Below are 21,605 nucleotides of genomic sequence, written 5' to 3' on the forward strand. Positions count from 1 at the left end.
CGGTTTTACTCTTCCACTATTGAATAACTTGGCACTACATTGCGATTTTCGGCCGGCGTGTACATAAAGATCAGATGGTTAGATGCCATCTGGGGGTGTTTATCAATGGGGTTATGTTAAAGATGGGCTAGCACCCGCCCGCCACCTGCCGGGCGCCGATGAGTTCGATGGGGTAGCCGTCGGGATCCTCGACGAAGGCGATGAGGGTCGTTCCCGCATTCATCGGCCCCGCCTCACGCAGGATCTTGCCGCCAAGCGTCTTGATCCGCTCCACGGCCGCGTGGACGTCCTCGACCTCAATGGCGATGTGGCCATAGGCGTTGCCTAGCTCGTAGCGGTCCACGCCCCAGTTGTAGGTCAATTCGATGACGCTGTGGTCAGATTCCTCCCCATAGCCCAGAAAGGCGAGCGTGAACTTGCCGTCCGGGTAGTCTTTATTGGCGCAGCAGGCGCATCCCGAGCACCTGGGTGTAGAAGTCGATGGCGCGTGGCAGGTTGCCGGTACGCAGCATGGTATGGAGGATTCTCATGGGCAGCTCCTGGTGAGTGACGTCTCGTGACTGAGAAGAGGATCTTTCAAGGGTGAACCGGGGTCGGCGCATTGGTGAACGCGTGCCGGTTTAGAAGGACAGGCCCGCAGTCTCAAGGGTGTCCCGGATCGTCCTGATCTCGTGCGCGCTGTACGCGCGAACCGTCTCCAGATGGCCCCACACCGGCTTGGGCCAGCAGGGATCACCTGGACGACGCCCGATGACATGAACGTGCAACGCCGGCACCAGGTTGCCGATCCAGGCCACGTTTACCTTGGGGTAGGCCAGGGTTCCGACGAGATAATCCGAAATCCGTTTGCAATCCGCGAGTACCGCCTCGCGTTGCGCTGCCGGCAGGTCCAGAAGATTGGCCAGGTCGGCTTCCGGGACCAGGATGAACCAAAGCACGGCCGCATTGCGATGGAGCAGCAGATGCGTCGCGGACAGGCATCCCAGTCGATGGCAGTCAGCGAGCAGTTGCGGGTGAAGCGGGTAGGTCTGTGTCATCAGCTATGCGAAAGCCAGAACCCGCGGGTGGGCAATCATAGTGAACATGGTCGAACACTCGCGACGTGGTGTGATGGGGAATTTGAGTCTACCCCGTCGTCTTCTCAGGCTCCAGGCGCCGTGACCCGCGCGTCCCGGGCCGTCCGCTCACATGGTGCTGCGGGAGTTCAATGCGGCACCGATCATCGCGGCACCGCCCATGGGAGCGTCGGCGACGGATCCAGCAACAGGACCATTCGGCCAGTTGGGGGAAGCGGCACGGCTCACGCTGGGCCAGCGTTTCGGCGATCAGCAGATCCATCGATGGCTCAACCGGCCACCGGATGCGCCAATCCCGCCCGCCAGTCTTCGATGAACATCTTGATGGACTCGATGAAGTCGGGGTCATGCTCGGTGCGGTTGATCGTGGCGTGGATCAGGACACCCGCCCCCGACGGGGTCGACTCCTCCAGCGCGGTCAGCGTCCAGGCGAAGGCATTGGGGCAGGTCGGTAGCGTGAAGCGCACCCCTTCCAGGAGACACTCGCGACGCACCTGGAACTGCCCCCAGAGACAATAAATCTCGCCCTGATCGCGAGTGTCGTCCCAAGACAGCACGCGATCGATGGAGGTACAAAGCGCACTCAGACGCGGTCCGGTCAGGTGTCGCTGAAGCGACTCGGCGGTCCAATCAGCGGGCGATGTGGCGAAGAATTCCATGGGCGTTCCAGGGTGCAAGGATGAGAATCGTGGATGAGACAGCCTAAGCCGCTCACTCTAAAGCGCTTGGACGACACGGTCGTGCCCGTCCAGTTTCGCGCGAGACAAGGCGGCATCGCGTCATCAGACCTTCGCGTGACTCGCCGTTGCGATAGCTCGCCACACCCAGGCTGTCCGTCTACGGCTGCTCCAGATTTGGAAAGGCATGGGCACGCACTGCCGCGCGCAGATGCTCGGCGCGTTCGACGGCGGATTCCAGTGTCATACCGGGGCAGATGACGAGGAACGCCTCGCCGCCCCCGCCTGATCGCAAACAGATCGATCACCTCGACGATCGATCCTCGAAGCAGGCCAGTCCTGTGCCGGTCTCGAACGCTTCGCATGAACTCATGTAGGAAAGGCTGTTGTCGCGGTGAATGGCGACCACATGACTCCCGCCCTTGGTGCAGGCCACGGCCACCAAGGCAACCTTATTCGTGCTGGTTCCGAGGGCGCGTGTGCGCTCAATGCCCTGACAGTCGTGCCCGGCTCGGGTGATGACGACCTGGAAGGCTTGCTGGGCCAGTTGGGCATGGGCGGGCAAAGCGGCCACGGTGAATACCAGCGTAAGGAGCGCACGGCGCCCGTGTGACATCGGCGTCTCGATCATTGACGAATCCCCTTGGCTTGCAATGTGCCGGTCAGGCCCCGTTCGACAAAGAGTCGCGCGATGTCTGGATCCTCAGCGACAGCCGGATGCGACACCAGCAGCAGGCCAACGATCAAAATGATGAAATGTCGCATATCGAGAAAAATTCCATGGGCGTTCCAGGGTGATCGTGTTCGGATATCGCCGATGATAGCCCAAAGCCGATCCAGACCTGCTTTGCTGTCTGGCAGGAGATCCGTCGTGATGGCCGGCGGGTATGCCGCCTATCCCGTCCGGCGGCGCTGTATCGCCGCCGGAGACACCGCCCGCCGTGACCACCAGGCCGCCAGCATGGCCCAGGACAGGTTGTGCCATACCGAGTGGTAGCGCGGCGGCCACGGGGAAGGACTTGAGCGCCAGGGCCACCGCCAGACCCGAGTTCTGCATCCCGACCTCGATCGCCAGGGTCCGGGCGCGTACCGGATCCTGCCCGAACGCCCGCGCGCCCCAATAGCCCAGCGTCAGTCCCAGCCCATTGTGCAGCATCACCGCCACCACCAGCCCCAGACCGACCGTGGCCAGACGTTCGGCATTGAGCGCGACGACGATGGCGATGATGACCAGGATCGCCAGCACCGACACACGCGGCATCCAGGATTGGACGCGCACGAGCCAACGCCCGGCGAAGCGATTGACCGCGACCCCGGCGATGACCGGCAACAGCACCACCAGCGCGATGGAGCGCAGCATCTCCAGCACCGGGACCGTCACCCAGGCGCCGGCATAGATCCAGGTCAGCCAAGGGGTAAGCACGACGGCGAGCAGGGTGGAGGCGGCGGTCAGACTGATCGAGAGCGCCACATCGCCGCGCGCCAGATAGCAGATGACGTTCGAGGCCGTGCCGCCGGGAGCGGCGCCGACCAGCACCATCCCGACCAAGAGTTCGGGCGGGAGAGACAGCACACGCGCGAGTGCCCAGCCGATCAGCGGCATCAGGCCAAATTGCAAACACAGTCCTAAACCGACGAGCGCCGGCCGGCGGGCAATGGCCAGGAAATCGGCGGGGCGCAGCGTGGCGCCCATGCCGAACATCACAACGCCCAGCAGCGGCATCACGGCCGCACGCCAGTCCGATAGCCTGTCCGGGGCGATGACGCCGACGAAACCCGCCAACAGTGCCCAAAGCGGGAACAAAATCGTCATCGGAAGTCCTCTTGGAGCCGTTCCCTGAGCTTGGTCAACCGCCCGGCACCGGTTTGCTTGACCGCCATCGCCAAAGCCCGCGGCTGGGCGATCAGCACCACCAGGCGCTTACCCCGTGTCACGGCGGTATAGAGCAGGTTGCATTGCAGTAGCGTGTAATGCTGGATTGCCAGCGGAATCACCACTGCCGGATACTCCGATCCCTGGGCTTTATGCACACTGGTGGCGTAGGCGAGCGCCACGGTATCCAATTCGCCGCTTTCGTAGACCACCGTGCGGCCGTCGAAGTCAATGACGATCTCGCCCTCCTCCAGGTCGATGGTCTGGATCCGCCCGATATCGCCATTGAAGACCTCCTTGTCATAGTCGTTGACCGAGGCACCCCCCGCAAATAACCGGTCAATGTCTTCCAATCACGACCAGCGAGGGAGCGCGAATCAAACAATGCACGGCGGTTTGGAATGGGGTATTCGCGATGCGTGTTCGAAATCCGCGATCAGGGCGGCACCGAGACCGCGTTGGCAGTCATCATAGAAACGAATCGCGTCCAGGTATTCCGCCTCCGCACCGGGCAGGAAGCTGTGCCTTACTTCAGCAATGCCCGCGCCTTAGACGCAACGGCCTCGCCGGGAATCGTCTGCACTAGGCAGGCATCGCACGCGTCGGCCCGCCGGGCGCTTGCTTCGCCCCATCGACGGTCGAATTCGGCATCATTCAGTTCCTCCAGACTCAACAGCAGCTTCTGAGCGAGCGCGGCTCGTTGCTCCAATAGGAGTGTAAGCGCCGTGGATTCAAGCTGTGAAAAGATCATGGTGACACCTCGACAAAGTTTGTAGCGACGAATCGCATCGCTTAACAAGTCCATGCCCATGTCGGGCACACGAGGGTGGAACCGCTAACGGTTCCGCCCTCTTGGGAGATCGAGATGATAGCGGGTCGCCCCGCGGACATCGACCGTAAGGCCCTTCGGTGGGCTGAGCACTCACCGCGAACGGCTTCACGCACCGATAGCCCAAATTTCTCGTTCGTCTTCGACCCTTCGGTCAGCTCATGACGCGGGACGAATGGGAGATGATGCACGGCGGGCATGATTGATCTGGGTTTTTCGCGCCATCCAGCCATACTATGGTTTCCGATGCTGGTGGTTGACACCTGACAACCGTCACTCCACGACAAGAAGGCCCCATCGCCATGAAAAATCCCACGATCCGCCGGGGTCACGGCCCCTTCCATGCCGACCAGTTGCGTTCGGGCGATCCCTATGAACTCTCCAATGGTCATCCGATCGAGTGTCTGCCGACCGGCGGTCGCGGCTCCAAGGCGAATCTGATCGGCGGTCTCGTGCTCGGGACCGATCCCGACGTGGAGTCCGCCGGCGTCGATACCGGCTATGCGCCCACGCCGGGAACCCTGCGCGCGCCGGATGTCGCGGTCGGCAATGTGCCGGACGCGCCGGGCTGGGTCGCGGGCGCGCCGCCGCTGGCGCTGGAATATGCCGACACCGGTCAGGACGAAGCCGATCTGGCGCTCAAGATCAGCGAGCCGCTGGCCGCCGGTACCCGTTTTGTCTGGGTGGTGCGGCTCACCGGACCACGGCGCGTGGAGATCCATGAATCCGGCCAGACGATGCGGGTCTGCTATCCCGGCGACTGGCTCGAAGCCCCCGGCATCCTGCGGAACCGGTTCCTCGTCGAATCGCTCTACGATCCGCACGCGGCGGCAACGGCGGCGCTCCGCAACCTGCTGCAACGCCAGGGTTACCGCGATTTGGACGAAGTACGCGGCGAAGGCCGGGCCGAGGGCCGAACCGAGGGCAAGGCCGAGGGGGCCGTCGAGTCTCTGCGCGGCGCCGTGCTCGATGTGCTCGACGGTCGTGGGATGATCGCCGACGCCGCCACGCGCGCGCGTCTTGAACGCTGCGTCGATCCCGAGCAATTACGGCACTGGCTGCGCCGAGCCGCGACCCTGGACGACGTGGCGGATCTGTTCGAGGGGTAACACGGTCGCGGGCGGGAGGCTGGTCCGTCCCACAAAGAACGCGGATCACTCCGAACGCGGATTGACAAAGGGCCGCAGGGTCAGCTCCCCGCCCGCGAGAACCAGCTCCATGTGTCGCAGATACGACATGCCGAGCAGCACCTGCTCGCCTTGCAGGTTCGGCAGTACGGTCGCCTTCACCCGGCTGGCAACCAGGCCGCCGACGTCGACGCTGTCGAGTTGAGCGGACCAGCTCTGGATGTTGCCGTTGCCGGTCTTGCTGAGTCCTCCCGAACGCAGTTGCAGATTCAAGCGCAGTGCCACCCCGTAGGGCATGGCGACGTCGACCGCGCCCGTATCCACGAGAAATTCCACTGGCTGGCCATTGATGCGCCCGTTGGCGACATATTGGTTGACGTGATTTTGTTTCAGCACGACCTGCGGAAGCCCCGATGCGTCCAGGGCGAAGGCGGGATTGGGATTGGGGTTGGCGCTACGTCCCGTCAGGCTGACCATCATCAGCAGCAGTATGCCCAAGAGCATCAGCAGCGAGACGGCGACATATTGTTTGAGCCACGCGAGTTGCTTGAGCCAGGTGACTGGCGCGAACTGAGGATGATTCAATGTTCTGTTTCCAGGTTAGGGTGCGGCGGGCAAGGTTGGCGCATCGGCGAGTCCGATCCGCTCCACCAGGTTCAGAAATTCGGCGGGTTCGAGTGCCGGGGCGCATAAATAACCCTGAAATTCGTCACAGCCGGCGGCCAGCAGAAATTCCCGCTGGGTGTCGTTTTCGACGCCCTCGGCGATCACCCGCAGTTTGAGCGCGCGCGCGAGATTGATCACCGCCGTGGCGATCGCGGCGTCGCTTTCGTCGTCCGGGAGGTCGCGCACGAACGAACGGTCGATCTTCAGCCGGTGGAGCGGAAAGCGCTTCAGATAGGCGAGGTTGGAATAGCCTGTGCCGAAATCGTCGATCGCCAGCCGCACCCCGAGAGCGACCAGTGCGTCGAGCCGGATCAGGGTGTCCTCGACGTTCTGGATCAGGATCGATTCGGTGAGTTCCAGCTCCAGTTGGCCCGGCGGCAAGGTGCTGACCGCCAGCAATTGCGCCAGGGACGTAATGAAATTCGTCTGCTGGAATTGCACCGCCGAGACGTTGACCGACATCGTCAGTCCGACACCCAGGGCTTGCCACTGTTCGCCCTGGCGGATCGCCTCGCGCAGGACCCAATCGCCGAGGGCGACGATGAAGCCGCTTTCCTCGGCGATGGGGATGAACTGGCCGGGCGAAATCTCGCCTAGCTCCCGATCATGCCAACGTAGCAGGGCCTCGACTCCGACCACCCGGCCCGTGCGCAGATCGATCTGCGGCTGGTAGGCGAGTCGGAAATCCTGCTGAACCAGCGCCTCGCGCATCGCATGATCGATCTTCACGCGGGTCAGGAGATCGACGTTCATCTGTCGCTGATAGAAACGGAAATCGCCACGCCCGCGTTCCTTGACATGGTACATCGCGCTGTCGGCGTTCTTGATCAGGTCGTCGATGGTCTCCCCATCCGCCGGGTACAGCGCGATGCCGATGCTACAGGTGAGCGAGAATTTCATCCCGTTGATTGCGAACGGCTGGGTCATGGCGTCCAGCAACCGGCGCGCGGTCTGCTCCGCGCCAAATCCGCCGGCCTGGTGCAGCAGCAGAACAAATTCATCGCCGCCGAGTCGGGCGGTGGTGTCCACCTGACGCAGACAATGCGTGATACGTTGCGCCACTTCGACCAAGACACGGTCGCCGAAGACGTGTCCGAGCGAGTCGTTGATCTGCTTGAATCGATCGATATCGATGAAGAGCACGGCAAAGCTGGTCCGCTCGCGTTGCGCGAGCGTGATGGCGAAGTCGATGCGCTCGGCGAGACGGATGCGGTTGGGCAGTCCGGTCAGGGCGTCGGTATAGGCGAGCTGCTCGATGCGCTGGCGCGCCGCCGCCGCTTCGGAGAGATCCTTGACGAACCCGACATAGTGAAAAGGCGCCCCCTCGGCATCCAGCACCCGAACCAGCGAGGCCAGGCACGGAAACGTCAAGCCCGCTTTGGTGCGTTGCAGAATTTCCCCCTGCCAGAAGCCGTTGCTGGCCAGCGCCTCCAAGATGGCGCGGTCGGGATCCTCGCACAGCCAGAGATGGAGCGACTGGGCGAGCGTCTGTCCGGTGAGTTCGTCGGCGCGGCAGCCGGTCATCCGCTCGCACGCCGGATTGACGGCCATGATCCGAAACTCCGGATCGGTGACGAAGATGGCGTCGAGGCTGGCCTCGAAGACCCGGGTGGCGAGCTTCAGGCGCTTGTCGTCCGCCAGTCGCTGGGTGATATCGCGAAACGAGTAGACGCGGCCGATGGGGTGCCCGCGCGCGTATTGCGGCAGGGTCACCCGCTCCAGCACCTTGCCGTGACGCAGCACGAGCACATCCGACGTCTCCAGCAGAGGGTCATGGACGATCGCGTTGAAGCGCGCGGCGTACTCGCCGGCATCCAGCACCGACCGCGCCATCCAGCCATGGACCCCCGCGTCGTCGCGTTCGGTGAGGAGTGCCTCGGGCAGATCCCACATTTCGGCAAAACCTTGATTGAAACCGCGAATCGCCCCGTCGAGATCGGTGACGAGGATGCCGTCGGCGGTCGATTCCAAGGTCGCGCGCAACTCGGCAACCAGTTTTTCCAGTTCGCTCTCGACCGCGCGACGCTCGCTCTGGTTGGAGATGCTCACCAAATAGAAGGAGGGACCGTTGGGGTATTGAATCCGACTGACCCGGCGCAGGACCGTCACCAGCGTGTTGTCGTGACGGCGCAGCATGGTTTCCGACAGCAGACAGTCGGTTTTCCCCGCGGCGACGTCTTCCCAGAAAAACACATCCTCCGGGGTGCAGGCCAGCTCGATCACCGGGCGTCCGACCAGGTTTGCGCGCGTCATCCCCAGCAATTCCTCGGCCATCCCGTTGGCGGCCACGATGCGCAGATCGAAGGGGTCGACCAGCCAGACCGCCTCGATCAATCCCTCGATGAGCGATTGCCAGAGGCCGATGCCGTTGGCAGAGCCCCCGGCGGCCGATGCGTCAGGCGACAGTTGGGGCATCCGGTTCATCGGCTCCCCCGGAGATCCAGCGGATTGCGCGCGCGCTCGAAAAAATAGCACATGCGTTGGCCGGGCGAGAGATAGTCGAAGACGGCACGCGGCAATTGCACCGGCTTCAGACTCTGGCGGATCCCTAGCTCGGGTTCGTCTTCGAGGTCGACCACCAGCGCATCGTCGCGCGGGATCCGCGGATCATGGATAAGCACCCGTGGCTTCAAGGGACGCGAGGAGTTCACCGAGACGACGAGGGCATAGCGGTCATCGGTGAGCATGACCATCGAGCCCGGCGGATACACCCCCATCATGCGGATGAAGATGCCGAGGATGGCCGCGTCGAATTTCTGCCGGGACTGCGCGAACATCAAGGACAACGACTTGTGCGGGGTGATCGCCGCGACGGGATTGGCCGGATTGCAGAGATTGTCGTAATGGTTGACCAGCACCAGGATGCGCGACGCCTGCGTCAATGCATCCCCGCTCAACTGCCGCGGGAAGCCGCTGCCGTCGACGTACTCGTGATGTTGGGCGATGATCTTGCAAACCTCAGCCTCCACGCCCATCCGCGCCGCCAACCCGACCCCATGGTCAACGTGCTGCTGGAAAAGCTTGCGTTCGGCGGCGTTGAAACCGTCGTCGCGCCAGCGTAAGCGTTCAGGCAGTTCGATCTTGCCGATATCGTGCAGCAAGGCGCTAAGACCGAGCGGCTTCAGCGCCGCGGCGTCGAGTCCCAGGCTTTTGCCAAGCAGCAACGCGATGACGGTCACGTTGATCGCATGCAGCGAGGATTTTTCGCCAGCCTTTTCCGAGAGCAGGCGGATAAAGCATTCGCCTTGATCGAGCAGCTTGCCGACCAGGTCGTCGATCATTGCCTCGGTCCGTTCCCGCGCCAGCGCCGGTTGGGTTTGCACGAGTTTGAGGATGTCGCGGAAGCTGCGCGTGGCATCGGAAAACTCGCGCTCGCAACGCTCCAGGCTCGCGTGCTGGGCGAGCAGGAGCTGGCGGCGCTCGGCGCTCGGCGAACGCACCTCGCCGGCGGTTTCGGCGACTGACGAGGCGGTGTCGGGCGTCGCCAGGTCGCTGCGTTCCGGCGACCAGCGCAAGCGCTTCAGACCCAGACCGCGAATCGTCTCGATCTGACTGTCCGAAACGATTTTGAAGTTATTGAGGGCGAATGGGTGTCCGATCCAGCCGAGATCCAGATAGATATACATGCCGACGCAGAGTTCGTCGACATCGATAAAGCTCGCCTGGTGATCGCTCACGTTTCAAGTGCCTGTTGTCGGAGCCATGTCACTGTCCCTGAGGATCGAGATCCGGAAGTGTCATCCGCGCGCCAGATCAGCGCGTTCGCGACTCAGAGGCGTCAGCCTGACTGTTCCTGATCCCATTGGGTTCGATCATGCATCCAGCCGCGACTTGACGGCAAGTCGAACGCGGCATTGGTCCGACATGCGCGCCAGTCACTGGCGGCGAGTGCTTCGCTGCTCAAATTCCGAGACCGGGCCTCCTCGTTGTCGTTGTCGTCATCGAATATTCGCCATGTCGAGACCGCGATCACGACAACGACAACGACCTGAGACGGTCTTGGGACTTTCGCACAGTTGCACTCGGGCAAGCACTCAAGCCGCCAGTCTCATTCATGCCGGCGCAGCGTGAGCGTATTGCCGCGCTGAATCAGTTCCAGATGCTTGAGGTAACTCATGCCCAGCAGCACCTCGCCGCCGGGCATGTTCGGCAGCACGCTCGCGCGCACCCCGCGCGCGACGAGTCCGCCAAGGTCGACCCGATCGAGCCGCGTGCTCCAGGTCTCGACGGGGCCATTCGCGGTCATGCTGACGCCGCCGGGGCGCAGCGGCAACCGCAGACGCTGCGCCAGATCCAGCGGGAGCGCCACGTTCGTCGCCCCCGTATCGACCAGAAAGCGCACGGGCACGCCGTTGATCGCGCCGCCCGCGACATAATGACCGGCGCGATTGCGTTGCAGCACCACCTGGAGGGCCCCGTCCCGAGCCTGAGTCATGGCCGGATCCGGGTTCGGATTTTCCTGCCGCTCGATCACGGATTGGAAGAACAGCGCCAGCAACGCAAGCCCGGCGATCCAGGCGCCAAACAGCATCGCCCGTCCGAGACGCGAGGGCAGATCGTCGAGGTTCGGCCGCGGGTCATTCATCCGGATTCCAGGAGTCGTCGCGCTGGTGTCGAGGCAAGGATCGGAAAGACGAACGGAAGCCAGGAACGGTCTTTCACTGAAGATCTCTCCTGCATGATTAAGCATGCGCCAGTGACCGGTATCGGCGAGGGTGCCAACCCCCCTGCTGAAAAGCAACCATTGCGAGAGCGGGATTGAAGATGCCATTCCTCCGTTTTTGGGAGGTGCACTGGAGGAGGAACCGGATCTCATGGCCATGGTGCGTGCCCTGGAGGCGATTTAACCGTCTCCGGGCTGCCAGGGCGCGCCAATGGTCGTCATTGCAGGCCAATCGCGATCCCCCGGCCGGGCCGGGGCATCGGTTTATTCAGGTCAAGCGTCAATATCCATCAATGCGATAATTGCATTCGGTGTCCGAATCGCAGGCGCAGATCGCCGTCGAGGTGTCGATCTGCGCGTAGGGATCCCCGGACGTTCCCCCGGACTGATCGGGGTAGTGGTATTTCGGGGTGTTGAAATCCCCAGGGTCAACGATCGTTCCTGGAGGCGGCTGGTACGTGGCCGAGAATCCGAATTCCTGAACCTTGCCTTGTTGTTCGACGATCCGCTCCGGAAAGACCGAGATCACCATGAGGTCGAAGGACCAGGTGATCCGGGCGGCGCCTTCTCCGGGGAGGGTATCCCGACCCCGCACCACCCGGCAATGCTGCCCGACGCTTTTCATGGCGCATGCCACCGTATCGTCGGCCGTCGGGAAATGGGTCGCGACGGTGAGCCGCGGGCGCGGTTCGATCTGGCTGAGGAGGTATCCGAAGGCTCCCTGTGGCGAGTGTGAACTGTTCTGAACGGTTGTCGCTATCTCGACCGCCTGCTCCGAAGCGTCGTCGGGATCGGTCAGGCGCGCCGCTTTCATGGCCCAGATCTCGGCGGGCACGATCATTTCGTGGATGAATACGTCCACGCCCTTGTTTACCCCGTCGACGTTGTTACAAGCTTGCTTCAGGCTGTTCGTTTCAGGTTTGGTGTCGCCGGTATAAATCATGGAGAGCCCATTCCATTCGAGCTTGTAGCCGATGGAGCCCTTGCGGGTGTGGATCACCGGAAAGTACGTGATTTTGACCCCGGTCGCATTGTTCTGATAGGCGATGTTCTCGTTTTCGTCGTAATCCACGACATCCAGATCAATGGGAATCAAGGCATAGGCGTCATCGTCGGGATCGTCGCCAACCGGAATGGGTTCGCATGGCAACCCCCAGTCGGCCTGAGTGGGCTTTTCGGATGCAGATGTGAGTCAGATCGCTCATATGGTCGCCGTGCAGATGGGTCAGGAAGACCTTGTTCATCCGTCCAAAGCCGACATTCATCGCGCCGTAATTGGCGCAGACCCCGGAACCGCAGTCGAAGACGAACTGATCCCTGGGCACTTGCCTGATCGGATCCCAGCCCACCTCGACAAAGATGCTCATCATCCGCTGCGCCAGGGTCCGGGGAGGAATCGCCGACCCCATGAAGGTAATCCGCATCTCATCCTCGCGCAGCGGCGCGATCGTGGTGCGCGTGTCACGGCGGAACGGGTAGAAGGGGCGCTCGACTTTCTCGACAGAATTATCTTCAACACCCAGCGCGCCAGCCAGATCATCGAAAAGATTCGTGGACTCATCCCGCCGGCACAGGCCCGGCATGAACCGGTCGATCTCGCGCGTCTGATCCAGGAAGTCGGCGAACTGGTCGCCACCGAGACCCGACCACGGAAGGCTATCTTTGATTTCCACCTGCCGGAGCGCCCACTCTGGGCGATGGGCGATCCGATCCAGCTCACGCGAATGGTGCTCAATCTCCTGCGCAACGCGATCGATGCGCCGTCACATGGTCAGCGATGCGACATTGAGGTCTGTCTCCGGGAGCTAGAGGGAGGCGCCCTCCGGCAAGTTCAGGACCGCGGCCCAAGGTTGGGGTCCGAGGTGTTACGCCAGGCCGGTCGGCCCTTCCTCGCCGCAAAGACACTGGAGCTGGGACGGGGGCTTGACCACTCGATTTCGTGCGCCATCGCCGAGCGGCACGGCGGCAATCTCACTCTGACAAATGCACAGGGCGGCGGCGTATTGGCGGAACTCCGGTTGCCGCTGAAAACCGTCGCACCGCCCGACCTTCACCTAGCGGTTCAGGACCGCCCCGCCCACCGGCCGATGAGGGTCAGTGACCGGCGGTTGGCCAACCGCTGCGCGCGCGGTCATGTGGTCGTGATCGATCACGATGTGGAAATCCTCGCCGCCCTGCGTGCCATCTTCGAACTGGAGGGCTATGCCTGCGAGACCTACGACTCGGCGGTGGCGTATCTCCAGGTGCTGAACGACAACCGTCCCTGCTTTCCGGGGCCCTGCTGTCTGCTTTGCGATGTCCGGTTGCCCGAGCTGGATGGGCTGGAGCTACAGCGTCGGTTGGCGGAGTTGAAGGCCATCCCCATGCTGCTGATGGGCAGCGCGAGTGGAGCGCCGGAAGCGGTTAGCGCCTTACGTGCCGGGGCGCTGGATGTTCTGATCAAGCCGGTAGACGCCGAAACGCTGCTCGATGCCGTGGCCAGGGCGTTGGCGGTCAGCGCGGAGCGGCAGCGCCAGGGCGCGCGCCGGTGCGAATTGGCCGCCCGCCTCTCGACGCTCACCAACCGGGAGCGCGAGGTCGCGCGCCGGGTGGCACTCGGTCAACGCAATCTCGCGATTGCCGAGGGACTGGGAATCGCGCTGCGGACCGTTAAACGGCATCGCCAGCAGGTCATGGAGAAACTGGAGGCCGACACGCTGGTCGATCTCGTGCGAGTCATCGATGAAGCCGGAGGAACACGGTCGCCAATTCGCTGAAATCAATCAAGATGTGAGGCGCCGATAGATCTCCGTCACCTTCAGCGGCAGCCGGGCGACATCGCTGACGACGGCGAAGCTGGCCGGGCCGTAGAGATGCGGCAGATAGTCGGCGCCGGTGTCGTCGATGGTGATACAGAAGGGATGCACGCCGGCCAGACGCGCCTCGAAGAGTGCCTGACGGGTGTCCTCGATGCCGTAGTCGCCCCGGTATTGCGGGTCGTAATCGTCCGGCTTGCCGTCGGAGAGTGTGACCAGCAGCCGGGTACGGGCCGGCTGCGCCTGGAGCAGCCGGGTCAGATGCCGGATCGGCGCGCCCATGCGGGTGTAGTCGCGCGGCTCGATGCCGCAGATGCGCGCCTTGGCGGCCGCGTCGTAGGGCTGATCGAAGCCTTTGACCGGAAAGATCTCGCAGCGTTTGCGGCCCCAGCCGGAGAAGCCGTGGATGGCGAAGCGATCGCCGAGTGTCGCCAGCGACTCGGCGAGCAGGATCAGCGACTCGCGCTCGGCGCGGTTGATCCAGCCCTTGGTGGAGCCGGACATATCGACCATGAAGAGCACGGCGATATCCCGCTCGCGCCGGTCCAGCCGGGTGAACAGCCGGTCGGTCATCTCCAGCCCGGCCTGGACATCGGCATGGGCATCGACCAGGGCGTCGATGTCGACCTCCTCGCCATCGGTCTGGCGCCGCAGACGCCGATCCTCGCCGCGCAGGATCTCGAAGGTGCGGCGGATGGATTTGATCAGCCCGCCATAGCGGCGCAGGGTCTCGCGATAAAAACCCGGATCGCCCGGCTCGATCGTCCGTTCGCGCAGCACGCACCAGTCCTTGCGGTGATGCCGGCGGCGGTGGTCCCACTCGTCGTAGAGAAAGGCGCCTTCCTCGTGATAGGTGCCGGCCCACGCCGACTCGGGCTCGCTGTCGGCGTCGCCCTGATTGGGCCGATAGAGCCCCGGACCGGCCGCGACCAGGTAGTCGGGCGGGATCTCGCCCAGATCCTGCACGATGCTCGCCATGGTCGAGACCGCGTCGGGCGGCGGCGCGATCGGCTGGCCGTCCAGGAAGAGTTCGTAGCGGATGCCGCTGGGGCTATCCGGATCCGCTCGATCCCGGGCGGCGAGACGCGCGCGGGTCTCGGGCAGGGTTTCGGCCTCGGGTCGATCCTCGCCGGGCGGGCGGCCGTCCCGGTCCTCGATCAGTCGGGCGAGCGCGATCCGGAAGGCGTTGCGCTCCGCCGCCGCGCGTTTCGCCAGGCAGGCGCGCACCGCGTCCGGTTGCAGGATGCCGGCATAACAGCCGGCCTCGGCCAGTCCGCCGCCGGACTCGTCCGCGAGACGCAGGCTGTCGCGCACATCGGCCTGGGGCCGAGCGAGTAATCTCCAGTCGGCATCGGTTCGGGAGTCGTCCGTCTCCAGCAGACGCCGCAGCGCCAGCAGGTCGCGGTGCAGACCGGGGAAGTCGCGGGCAATGCAGGCGTCCAGACGCGCGGTCTCGAACGCATGGAAACGCGGCAGATCCGCGCTGGCGAGACGCCCCGAGTCCAGCGCCTCCAGCAGCCAGCCGCCGCGCCAGGTGCCGTACCAGTTCTGCGCCCACAGATGCACCGTCATCGCCTTGTAGAGCCGGAAATTGGCCGCCCGGTCCGGCAACCGACCGACGACCGGCGGGAGAAAGATGGTCTCGGTGTCGGTGAAACATTGAATGTCGGCGGCGATCTTGAGCGACCGGCCATTGAGTCCACACACGAAGTGCTCCAGGATCCCGGTGCACTCCTCCAGTGCCTTTCCGCTGATCCGCTCCTGACGATGCGCGGCAAAATCGGCGACCTCCTGGAAGGCGCGAATGGCCGGCATCTGACCTTTCTTGTCGTAGAGATCCATGGCATGGAGCAGCCAGGACTCCACCGCGTCGAGTTCCATCAGACGCATCGCCGCTGGTGCGAAGGCACTGAACTGATAGGCGAGTTCGGCATTATCGCGCGCGATCACCGCGCCCCAATGCAGCACGAAGCGCTGACGTGTCCGGTCGAACGCGGCCAGATCGCGTGCCGGTTGCGCCGCCGTGCGACGCGAGGACAGCGCCGCGTCGAGATAAAGGTCCAGTTGCTCCTCAAGCTCGGCGGCGGTCAGACTGAGTTCTGAAATGGGCATCGCGAAAGAACTCTCGGTGAGTATTTGGTTCTCAGGAAATCCCCTCAAAACACGTCCAAGCCGTCACTCCCACCCCGCCAGATCCGCCCGCAGGATTTGGACCCGGCGCAGGATGGCCTCGCGCTTCAGATTGAAGATCACCATTCCGCCGATAATGGTGGCGCCCAGTCCGATCAGGATCAATGCCCGGCCGATGCCCTGGTCCGGATAGAACTGGACCAGTTGCCCGACCACATTGAAAATCAGGAAGACCACGCCGGCGTAGAGGAATGCGCGGATGCGTAGCGCGATGCCGAGCAGAATCCCGATGAAGGCCAGGGCGAGCGCCAGCACGAACACGCTCAGTTCCGGTCGCAGGAAAAGGTCCAGCGCGGCGCCGGCGTAGAGCGCGCTCAAGGCCGTCAGTCGGGCACCGCTCAGGACGCTCGGGCGCAATTCGGCGCGGTGCAGATGCAGCAGCGCCAGCACCGACACCGCCGCCGGTGCGATATAGAACTGCCAGAGTTCGTAACGTTCGGCCCATAAGGGTGCCCACAGATAGACCGCGCCGTTGAGCGCCAGCACCCCGAGATAGAGTGCCCAGGGATGGCGCAGCCGGCTCGCCAGCGTCAGATAGAGCACGGACGCGGCGAGCAGGGTTCCGCCGGACCAGCCCGAGGCGAGTTGCAGCGGCGTGGTAGCCACGGCCAGGATGGGCAGCAGCAGGGCGAGACGGTACAACGGTCGCGCGCCGCTGAACTGGTGCAGCAGCAGCGCGACATAGGCGGCGGCCATGAGAACCGCCGTATCGCCGACCATGAAGGGCGCCAGTCCCAGACCCACCAGTCGCGCGTAACCCGCCAGCAGTCCCAACAGCAGCGCCGCGAGGTCAATCCAACGCGGTTCGTCCGGTCGGCGCCAGGCCCGCACAGCGGCCCAGCCGGCCAGGAGCAGCAGTGCCGCGCCCGCCGCCAGCGGATCGGCGCGAACGCCGAAATGCCAGGGCGACGCATCCCATCCGGCTTGAGACGCCAGCACACTCCAGCCATGCCAGACCAGCCAGCCCAGGCCGGACGCCAGCAGCCAGGGGCGCAACTCGCTCAGTGTTTGTTCCAGATCGGCAAGCCGGGCGAGCCGCTCGGGTTCGACCTCGGAGCGGTCATCAGCGAGACGATAGGCCCGGGTTTCCAGATTCCTCTGAACCGCCATCGACGCCAGCCAGAGCAGCAGGGTTTGAACGGCATACCAGGGCGCGAGTCCGCCGACGATCTCCAGGACGAATGGATCCGTGCCCTTGAACCAGGCAGTGTAGGTCGCCGTCAGCGCCAGGGTCAGACCGAGCGCGAGCCAGATCCGCGCGCGCATCCACCAGCCCGTTGTCAGCGTCACCCCGGCCAGCGCGATGAGGATCAGGGTTAGGAAGCGCCAGTCCAGGCTCGATGCGGCGAACAAGAGCGCGAACGCCGCCGTCGGCAAGAGGTTTAACCAGTGCGTCAGTGCCACACGCCAAGCGTCAGGGCCGGGCGGTCCGTAGCGCCAGGCCAGCAGGAGCAAGCCGTTCCAAAGGGTCACCGCCAGCGCGAATTGGTTTGGCGTCATGGCCAGATTCAGCAACGCCGCCACCGCTAGCAGGGTCAATCCCAGCAATAGCAGATGGGCCTGGAATCGATGTGGGCGGAGTCCGAACGCATGGCCAGCGGTCAGCGCCAGCAAGACTGTTACGCCCGTTAGCGACAGACCGCTGAACACCGGCGGTGCGACGGTCAGCCGCCACCCGAGGATCTCCAGCGCCAGCGCCAAGGTCAGCAGCGCCAGCAGGGCAAAGGGAATCCAGAACAACGGCGTGTCGAGGGCGCTGCAACGCCCATCGAGCCAGCGCGCCAGCCGCGGGCCATGCCGTCGCCACAGCGTCCCCAGCAGGAAGAGCAGATTCAGCCAGAGCAGCGCCAGCGTGATGCTCAGCGGTTGCCAGGTCAGGACGCCGGTCGCCAGCATTCCGCTCCCCGTCAGCGCCGCCACCGCCAGCCAGGCCATGCCCGGCCAGGCGGTATTGCGCAACAGGAGCCAGATATACGGCGTCAGCAGGGCCAGCGTGGCGGCGGGCGAGAGCTGACCGGCCAGAAAGCCGAGAGTGGCCCCGCCCAGCACCCCGGCCAGTCCCAGCAGGGGCCAGAGCGTCGGCGTCACGGCCCAGTCAGGCCGGCGGGCGTTCCAGCGCGGCAGCCACAGGTTGCCGCCGAGCCACAGCAGATAGCCCCAGACGATGGCGCCCCAGGCCATGCCCTGAAGATTCCAGCCGGCGCGCGAGACGACACTCAGGATCAACCCGCCCAGCAGCAGCGCTAGCATCGGGCCGCGCCAGTTCGCGGCGTTCCGCAAGGGTCGAAACACCGGAAAAAGTGCGAGACACAACAATGCCAGTAAGCCGGGCAGTCCCGGATCCTCGACCAGCGCCGCCAGCAGCGCGCCCGCCAGGGTCAGCGCATAGAGCAGACCGCCGATGCGTGACAGCGGCGAACGCCAGTAGGCCAGCGGCACGGTACGTTGCGCGTGCCGTCCAGGTTCCATCCCAAGCGCCGCCAACGCCATGACCGCGCTCAGAAGCACGTTGATCAGCGGTTGACCCAGCCCGAACAGCATGACCGGACTCAGCCAGGCCGCGATCAGCCAGATTCCGACGGTCAGCGTCGACAGGGCCGCCAGGGCATGCGGTGCCGAACGGTCGCGCCAGCCAGTCAGCACGAAGAGCAGCAGACTCAGTGCCAGCGCTGGCAGCCATTCCGGCGCCGGCGATCCCAGCAGGGCCACCCCGACGCTGGCCGCGACCGGAACGGCCGCGACGAGGAGCGCGCAGGCGTGCAGGCTCGCGTCTGCCTGCCGGCGCCCGCCAGCCCCGCCGGGCACGGTGAAACCCAGGATCCCCGCCAGGCGCCAGGCCGAGGGACTCGCCAGCACGGCGACAGCCACCCGCCAGACCAGCAGCGCATAGAGGACGGCCACCGCGCCCAGCCAGGGGAGCGTCAAGCCCAGGCGACCGCACTGGACCATCAGGCCGGCCAGACCCAGCAGAAACGGGATCGCGGCCCAGCGGTAGAGATGGAAATGACCGATGAGTAACGACCCGCTCAGGATCGCCAGCCCCACCTGCGCGGGCAACCAGGCTCCGAGCGTGCCATCCAGCAGACGCAAACTCAGATGCGTCAACCCGAGCGCCCACAGCAGGGCCATCGTCCTTTCCAGCGGGACGCGGACGAGCGCGGTCAGCGGCGAATCTGGCGCCACGTTCACCTCGGCCAGGAGCGAGCGGAGCGCCTGACGGTGACGGTTGCGCCAGTCGAGCCAGGTCAACCATGACCACAGCGCCAGCACCATCAGGAACTCGCTCGATCCCGTGCTTGGGCCGGGGAAATACCCCAGCTTGATCAAACCTCCAAGCCCGGCGACGAGGACCAGGACGCCATAAAAGAGCATCTGTCGACGCAGATTCAGACTGAGCCAAAGCAACACCGCACTCGCCATTGTCAGCAGGACGAGCGGCTCCATCCGGCCCAATGGCGTCTGCCAAAAAGCGACTCCGCCGAGTAACAGCCCCAGCGCCACGCTGGCCAGCGCGCCGCGAATCCAGACGGTTCGACTAACGGGCACTGGCCAGCGCACATGCAGCCCCAGACCGCTCCAGAGCGCCGCCAGCGCCAGCAGGCCGAAGGCGGTTTGCGCCTCCCAGCTCAAGGGCCGCCAGACCGCCGCATAAGCGACCGCCACCGAGGCCAGAACGACCACGCCGGCATCGGCAGAGGCCCAACGCGGATCGGCATCCGGCAACGCCAGCACGCGCCGGACAATCCGAGACAGGAGTATCGCTGCCGTGAGTGCCGTGACGAACCCCAGCCAGCCCGGCGAATTCCAAAACAGACTCCAGACCGTCAGACCGATGAGCAATCCGCCGCACGCCAGCAGAGCGTGCCGGGCGATGGCCGGCGAGCGGGGAGCGACCCAGCGCGCCAGCAACAGCAGCGTCGCCAGCCCCGGCAGACTGGCGAGTGCATGCCAGGCTGGCGGCAGGCGCGTCAGAATCCCGAACCCGTAGAGTCCGGCCACGCAAGCCAGGAGCAACAACAACGGCGGCAGAGTCCGGTAACGCCAGGTCACCCAGGCATAGAGGACCGCCCCGAGCGCCAAGGTGAGCAGAAGGGTTGGAGTCGACTGGAGCGACACCGCGATGGCCACCGTCGACAGCGCGTAGAGCGCGAAACTGAAGCGGGACAGAAAGGCGTATTTGTTGACCCAATCCTTGAAGGCGGCATCGACCAGGAACAGCAGCCCGCTCAGGGCCATCAGAAACGGCCCCGCATAACCGGCGGGCAGCGCTTCCGGCCAGATCCAGGTCAGATGGACGAACGACAGGGTCGCGGTATAGATCAGCATCCCGGCGGCGTAATAGGTCGTCAGGCGCTGGTCGACGAACAGCCGTTGCAGCCATGCGCGGGCGAACCGCCACAGACCATAGGCAAGCAGCGCCAAAAGTACCAGATGCAAGGCCGCCAGCGCGGACCAGTCCGGCCAGACACCGGCGAGCGGCGCGGCAAGCTGCACCGCAGCCAGTGCCGTCAGCAGCCAAGGATAGATCCCGCGCAGCGCCCGATCCATGAGCGCGCTGCTCAGGGCGGCCGCCCAGGCAAAGCCCGCCAGGGTGAGCGCGGTCATCAACAGACTGACGGTCAACAGGGTTCCATTGCCGTCGCTGGCCTCGATCAGGCGAACTGCGACTGCCAGATCCAGCGGCGCCAGAAGCATGGCGAGCGTCAGCAGCATGCTGCTGGCGACCACCAGTTCCGAACCCTTGCGGCGGAACTGATAGCCGGCCCAGAGCAGGAAGGCGGTCGCGCCGGTCAGGCTGGCGAACACCGTTAGTGCATTGACGAACCCGCTGGTGTTGGCGATGAGAAAGAGCGCGCCGGAGACGAAGCAGAAGGCGCCGATGAACCAGCCGATGTTCTGCGCCAGGAAGGGCAGGATCAGTTTGGGCCAGCCGGAGAGACGCTGTAGAACTTTTTCCAGCGGACCCGGCTTGGCGGGTTGCCAATTGGCAGGAACTGGCGTGATGGATTTCGGTCTGATTGGCGGGGAATCAAGCGTGGGCGGTTGGCGGGGCTCGGGAGGCGATTGGGCGCTGAATCGAGCGTCTGGCTGCTCCAGATCGGAAAGATCCAGGGTCAAGGGTTCCAAGTCCATTGGTTCCAGGGTCAGTGCCGGCGATCCGATGCGCGCCTCGGCAGCGGGCTGGATCGCGGCAACGGGCGTCCAGGTTGGTGCCGGCTTGATTTCGGGCTCTGGCTCCGGCTCGGCCGGTTGCCAGGGCGGCGGTCCGGGCGGGGTCTCCATCGATTGCGTCAACAGACTCCAGGCCAAAGCGTGCCGATGGTGCCAGTCGCGGCTGTTTGGCGTTGCCCCGCCCGCCCGCAGATGACGCACCAGCACCCGATCCAGTTCGCCCATCAGGTGTCGATGCCGCTCCCGCGTCAGCTCCCCGGCATCAGCCAGACGGTCCAGTTCCTGCCGCAACAGCAGCAGATTGTCGAGATCGTCCGGCGCGTAGCGACGGTGGCCGCCGCTGACGCCGCCCCCCGCCGCGCCCGTTGGCGTGAGGCGTTGTGCCGCCGCCAACCGTTGGCGAACCTCCTTGAGCCGCCGGTGGGTAACGATCAGTGAAATCAGGAGGACGACCGGCGCTACCAGCCAGAGTCCTGCCGTCGCTATCAGAAAGGCCCAGGCCATGATCGCCGCCTCCGCGGGAGGGAAAAGGAAACC

15 protein-coding genes and 2 pseudogenes are annotated in these 21,605 nt (G+C 64.5%); 2 read left to right on the plus strand and 15 right to left on the minus strand.

What is annotated here, in order from left to right:
- Positions 1–127 precede the first annotated feature (127 nt).
- The 8 genes and pseudogenes from gloA to CCR95_RS20920 form a co-directional block, all read right to left on the minus strand.
- A pseudogene (gloA, locus tag CCR95_RS20885) lies at positions 128–530 on the minus strand (lactoylglutathione lyase).
- 90 nt (positions 531–620) lie between these two features.
- Positions 621–1,037 (minus strand): HIT family protein, encoded by a 417-nt coding sequence (locus CCR95_RS20890; protein WP_201098097.1) that lies wholly within the window; start codon positions 1,035–1,037, stop codon positions 621–623.
- 308 nt (positions 1,038–1,345) lie between these two features.
- Positions 1,346–1,735: a hypothetical protein gene (locus CCR95_RS20895; protein ID WP_201098098.1), complete on the minus strand. Its 390-nt coding sequence runs from the start codon at positions 1,733–1,735 to the stop codon at positions 1,346–1,348.
- A gap of 178 nt (positions 1,736–1,913) precedes the next feature.
- A complete protein-coding gene (locus CCR95_RS25970; protein WP_276570295.1) occupies positions 1,914–2,048 on the minus strand; it encodes a hypothetical protein in 135 nt (44 codons plus the stop codon).
- Positions 2,049–2,057: 9 nt separating this feature from the next.
- The gene (locus CCR95_RS20900) at positions 2,058–2,369 is read right to left on the minus strand and encodes a hypothetical protein (protein WP_242523394.1); all 312 of its coding nucleotides are present in this window, start codon (positions 2,367–2,369) and stop codon (positions 2,058–2,060) included.
- Between the two features lie 87 nt (positions 2,370–2,456).
- Complete coding sequence (locus CCR95_RS20910; RefSeq protein ID WP_242523395.1) at positions 2,457–3,566, minus strand: bile acid:sodium symporter family protein; 1,110 nt, start codon at positions 3,564–3,566, stop codon at positions 2,457–2,459.
- Positions 3,563–3,940: pseudogene (locus tag CCR95_RS20915) on the minus strand (ATP-dependent DNA helicase); the annotation flags it as partial. The gene CCR95_RS20910 and the pseudogene CCR95_RS20915, both read right to left, overlap by 4 nt.
- Positions 3,941–4,152: 212 nt before the next feature.
- Complete coding sequence (locus CCR95_RS20920; RefSeq protein ID WP_201098104.1) at positions 4,153–4,377, minus strand: addiction module protein; 225 nt, start codon at positions 4,375–4,377, stop codon at positions 4,153–4,155.
- Between the two features lie 380 nt (positions 4,378–4,757).
- On the opposite strand from CCR95_RS20920, the gene CCR95_RS20925 reads away from it, so the two are divergent.
- Positions 4,758–5,564: a Uma2 family endonuclease gene (locus CCR95_RS20925; protein ID WP_201098106.1), complete on the plus strand. Its 807-nt coding sequence runs from the start codon at positions 4,758–4,760 to the stop codon at positions 5,562–5,564.
- A gap of 45 nt (positions 5,565–5,609) precedes the next feature.
- Here the strand turns inward: CCR95_RS20925 and CCR95_RS20930 are convergent, their stop codons facing one another.
- The 5 genes from CCR95_RS20930 to CCR95_RS20950 all read right to left on the minus strand — a co-directional run bounded on the left by CCR95_RS20930 (position 5,610) and on the right by CCR95_RS20950 (position 11,983).
- Complete coding sequence (locus tag CCR95_RS20930; RefSeq protein WP_242523396.1) at positions 5,610–6,167, minus strand: retropepsin-like aspartic protease family protein; 558 nt, start codon at positions 6,165–6,167, stop codon at positions 5,610–5,612.
- A gap of 15 nt (positions 6,168–6,182) precedes the next feature.
- Positions 6,183–8,663 carry a sensor domain-containing protein gene (locus tag CCR95_RS20935; protein ID WP_242523397.1) on the minus strand — a complete coding sequence of 827 codons (2,481 nt, stop codon included), beginning with the start codon at positions 8,661–8,663 and terminating at the stop codon, positions 6,183–6,185.
- 5 nt (positions 8,664–8,668) lie between these two features.
- Positions 8,669–9,925: an HD domain-containing phosphohydrolase gene (locus tag CCR95_RS20940; protein WP_201098110.1), complete on the minus strand. Its 1,257-nt coding sequence runs from the start codon at positions 9,923–9,925 to the stop codon at positions 8,669–8,671.
- Between the two features lie 371 nt (positions 9,926–10,296).
- Positions 10,297–10,833, minus strand: a complete 537-nt coding sequence (locus tag CCR95_RS20945) for a retropepsin-like aspartic protease family protein (protein WP_201098112.1) — start codon at positions 10,831–10,833, stop codon at positions 10,297–10,299.
- Between the two features lie 358 nt (positions 10,834–11,191).
- Positions 11,192–11,983, minus strand: a complete 792-nt coding sequence (locus CCR95_RS20950) for an MBL fold metallo-hydrolase (RefSeq protein WP_201098114.1) — start codon at positions 11,981–11,983, stop codon at positions 11,192–11,194.
- Positions 11,984–12,236: 253 nt separating this feature from the next.
- Between CCR95_RS20950 and CCR95_RS20955 the strand changes: the two genes are divergently transcribed.
- Positions 12,237–13,667: a response regulator gene (locus CCR95_RS20955; protein WP_201098115.1), complete on the plus strand. Its 1,431-nt coding sequence runs from the start codon at positions 12,237–12,239 to the stop codon at positions 13,665–13,667.
- A gap of 6 nt (positions 13,668–13,673) precedes the next feature.
- Here CCR95_RS20955 and CCR95_RS20960 read toward each other — a convergent pair whose 3' ends face one another.
- Complete coding sequence (locus CCR95_RS20960) at positions 13,674–15,818, minus strand: nitric oxide reductase activation protein NorD (RefSeq protein WP_201098118.1); 2,145 nt, start codon at positions 15,816–15,818, stop codon at positions 13,674–13,676.
- A gap of 63 nt (positions 15,819–15,881) precedes the next feature.
- The gene (locus tag CCR95_RS20965; protein ID WP_201098120.1) at positions 15,882–21,572 is read right to left on the minus strand and encodes a hypothetical protein; all 5,691 of its coding nucleotides are present in this window, start codon (positions 21,570–21,572) and stop codon (positions 15,882–15,884) included.
- Positions 21,573–21,605 lie beyond the last annotated feature (33 nt).

Origin of the sequence: Thiocystis minor (assembly GCF_016653465.1) — a bacterium.
Taxonomy (GTDB): domain Bacteria; phylum Pseudomonadota; class Gammaproteobacteria; order Chromatiales; family Chromatiaceae; genus Chromatium; species Chromatium minus.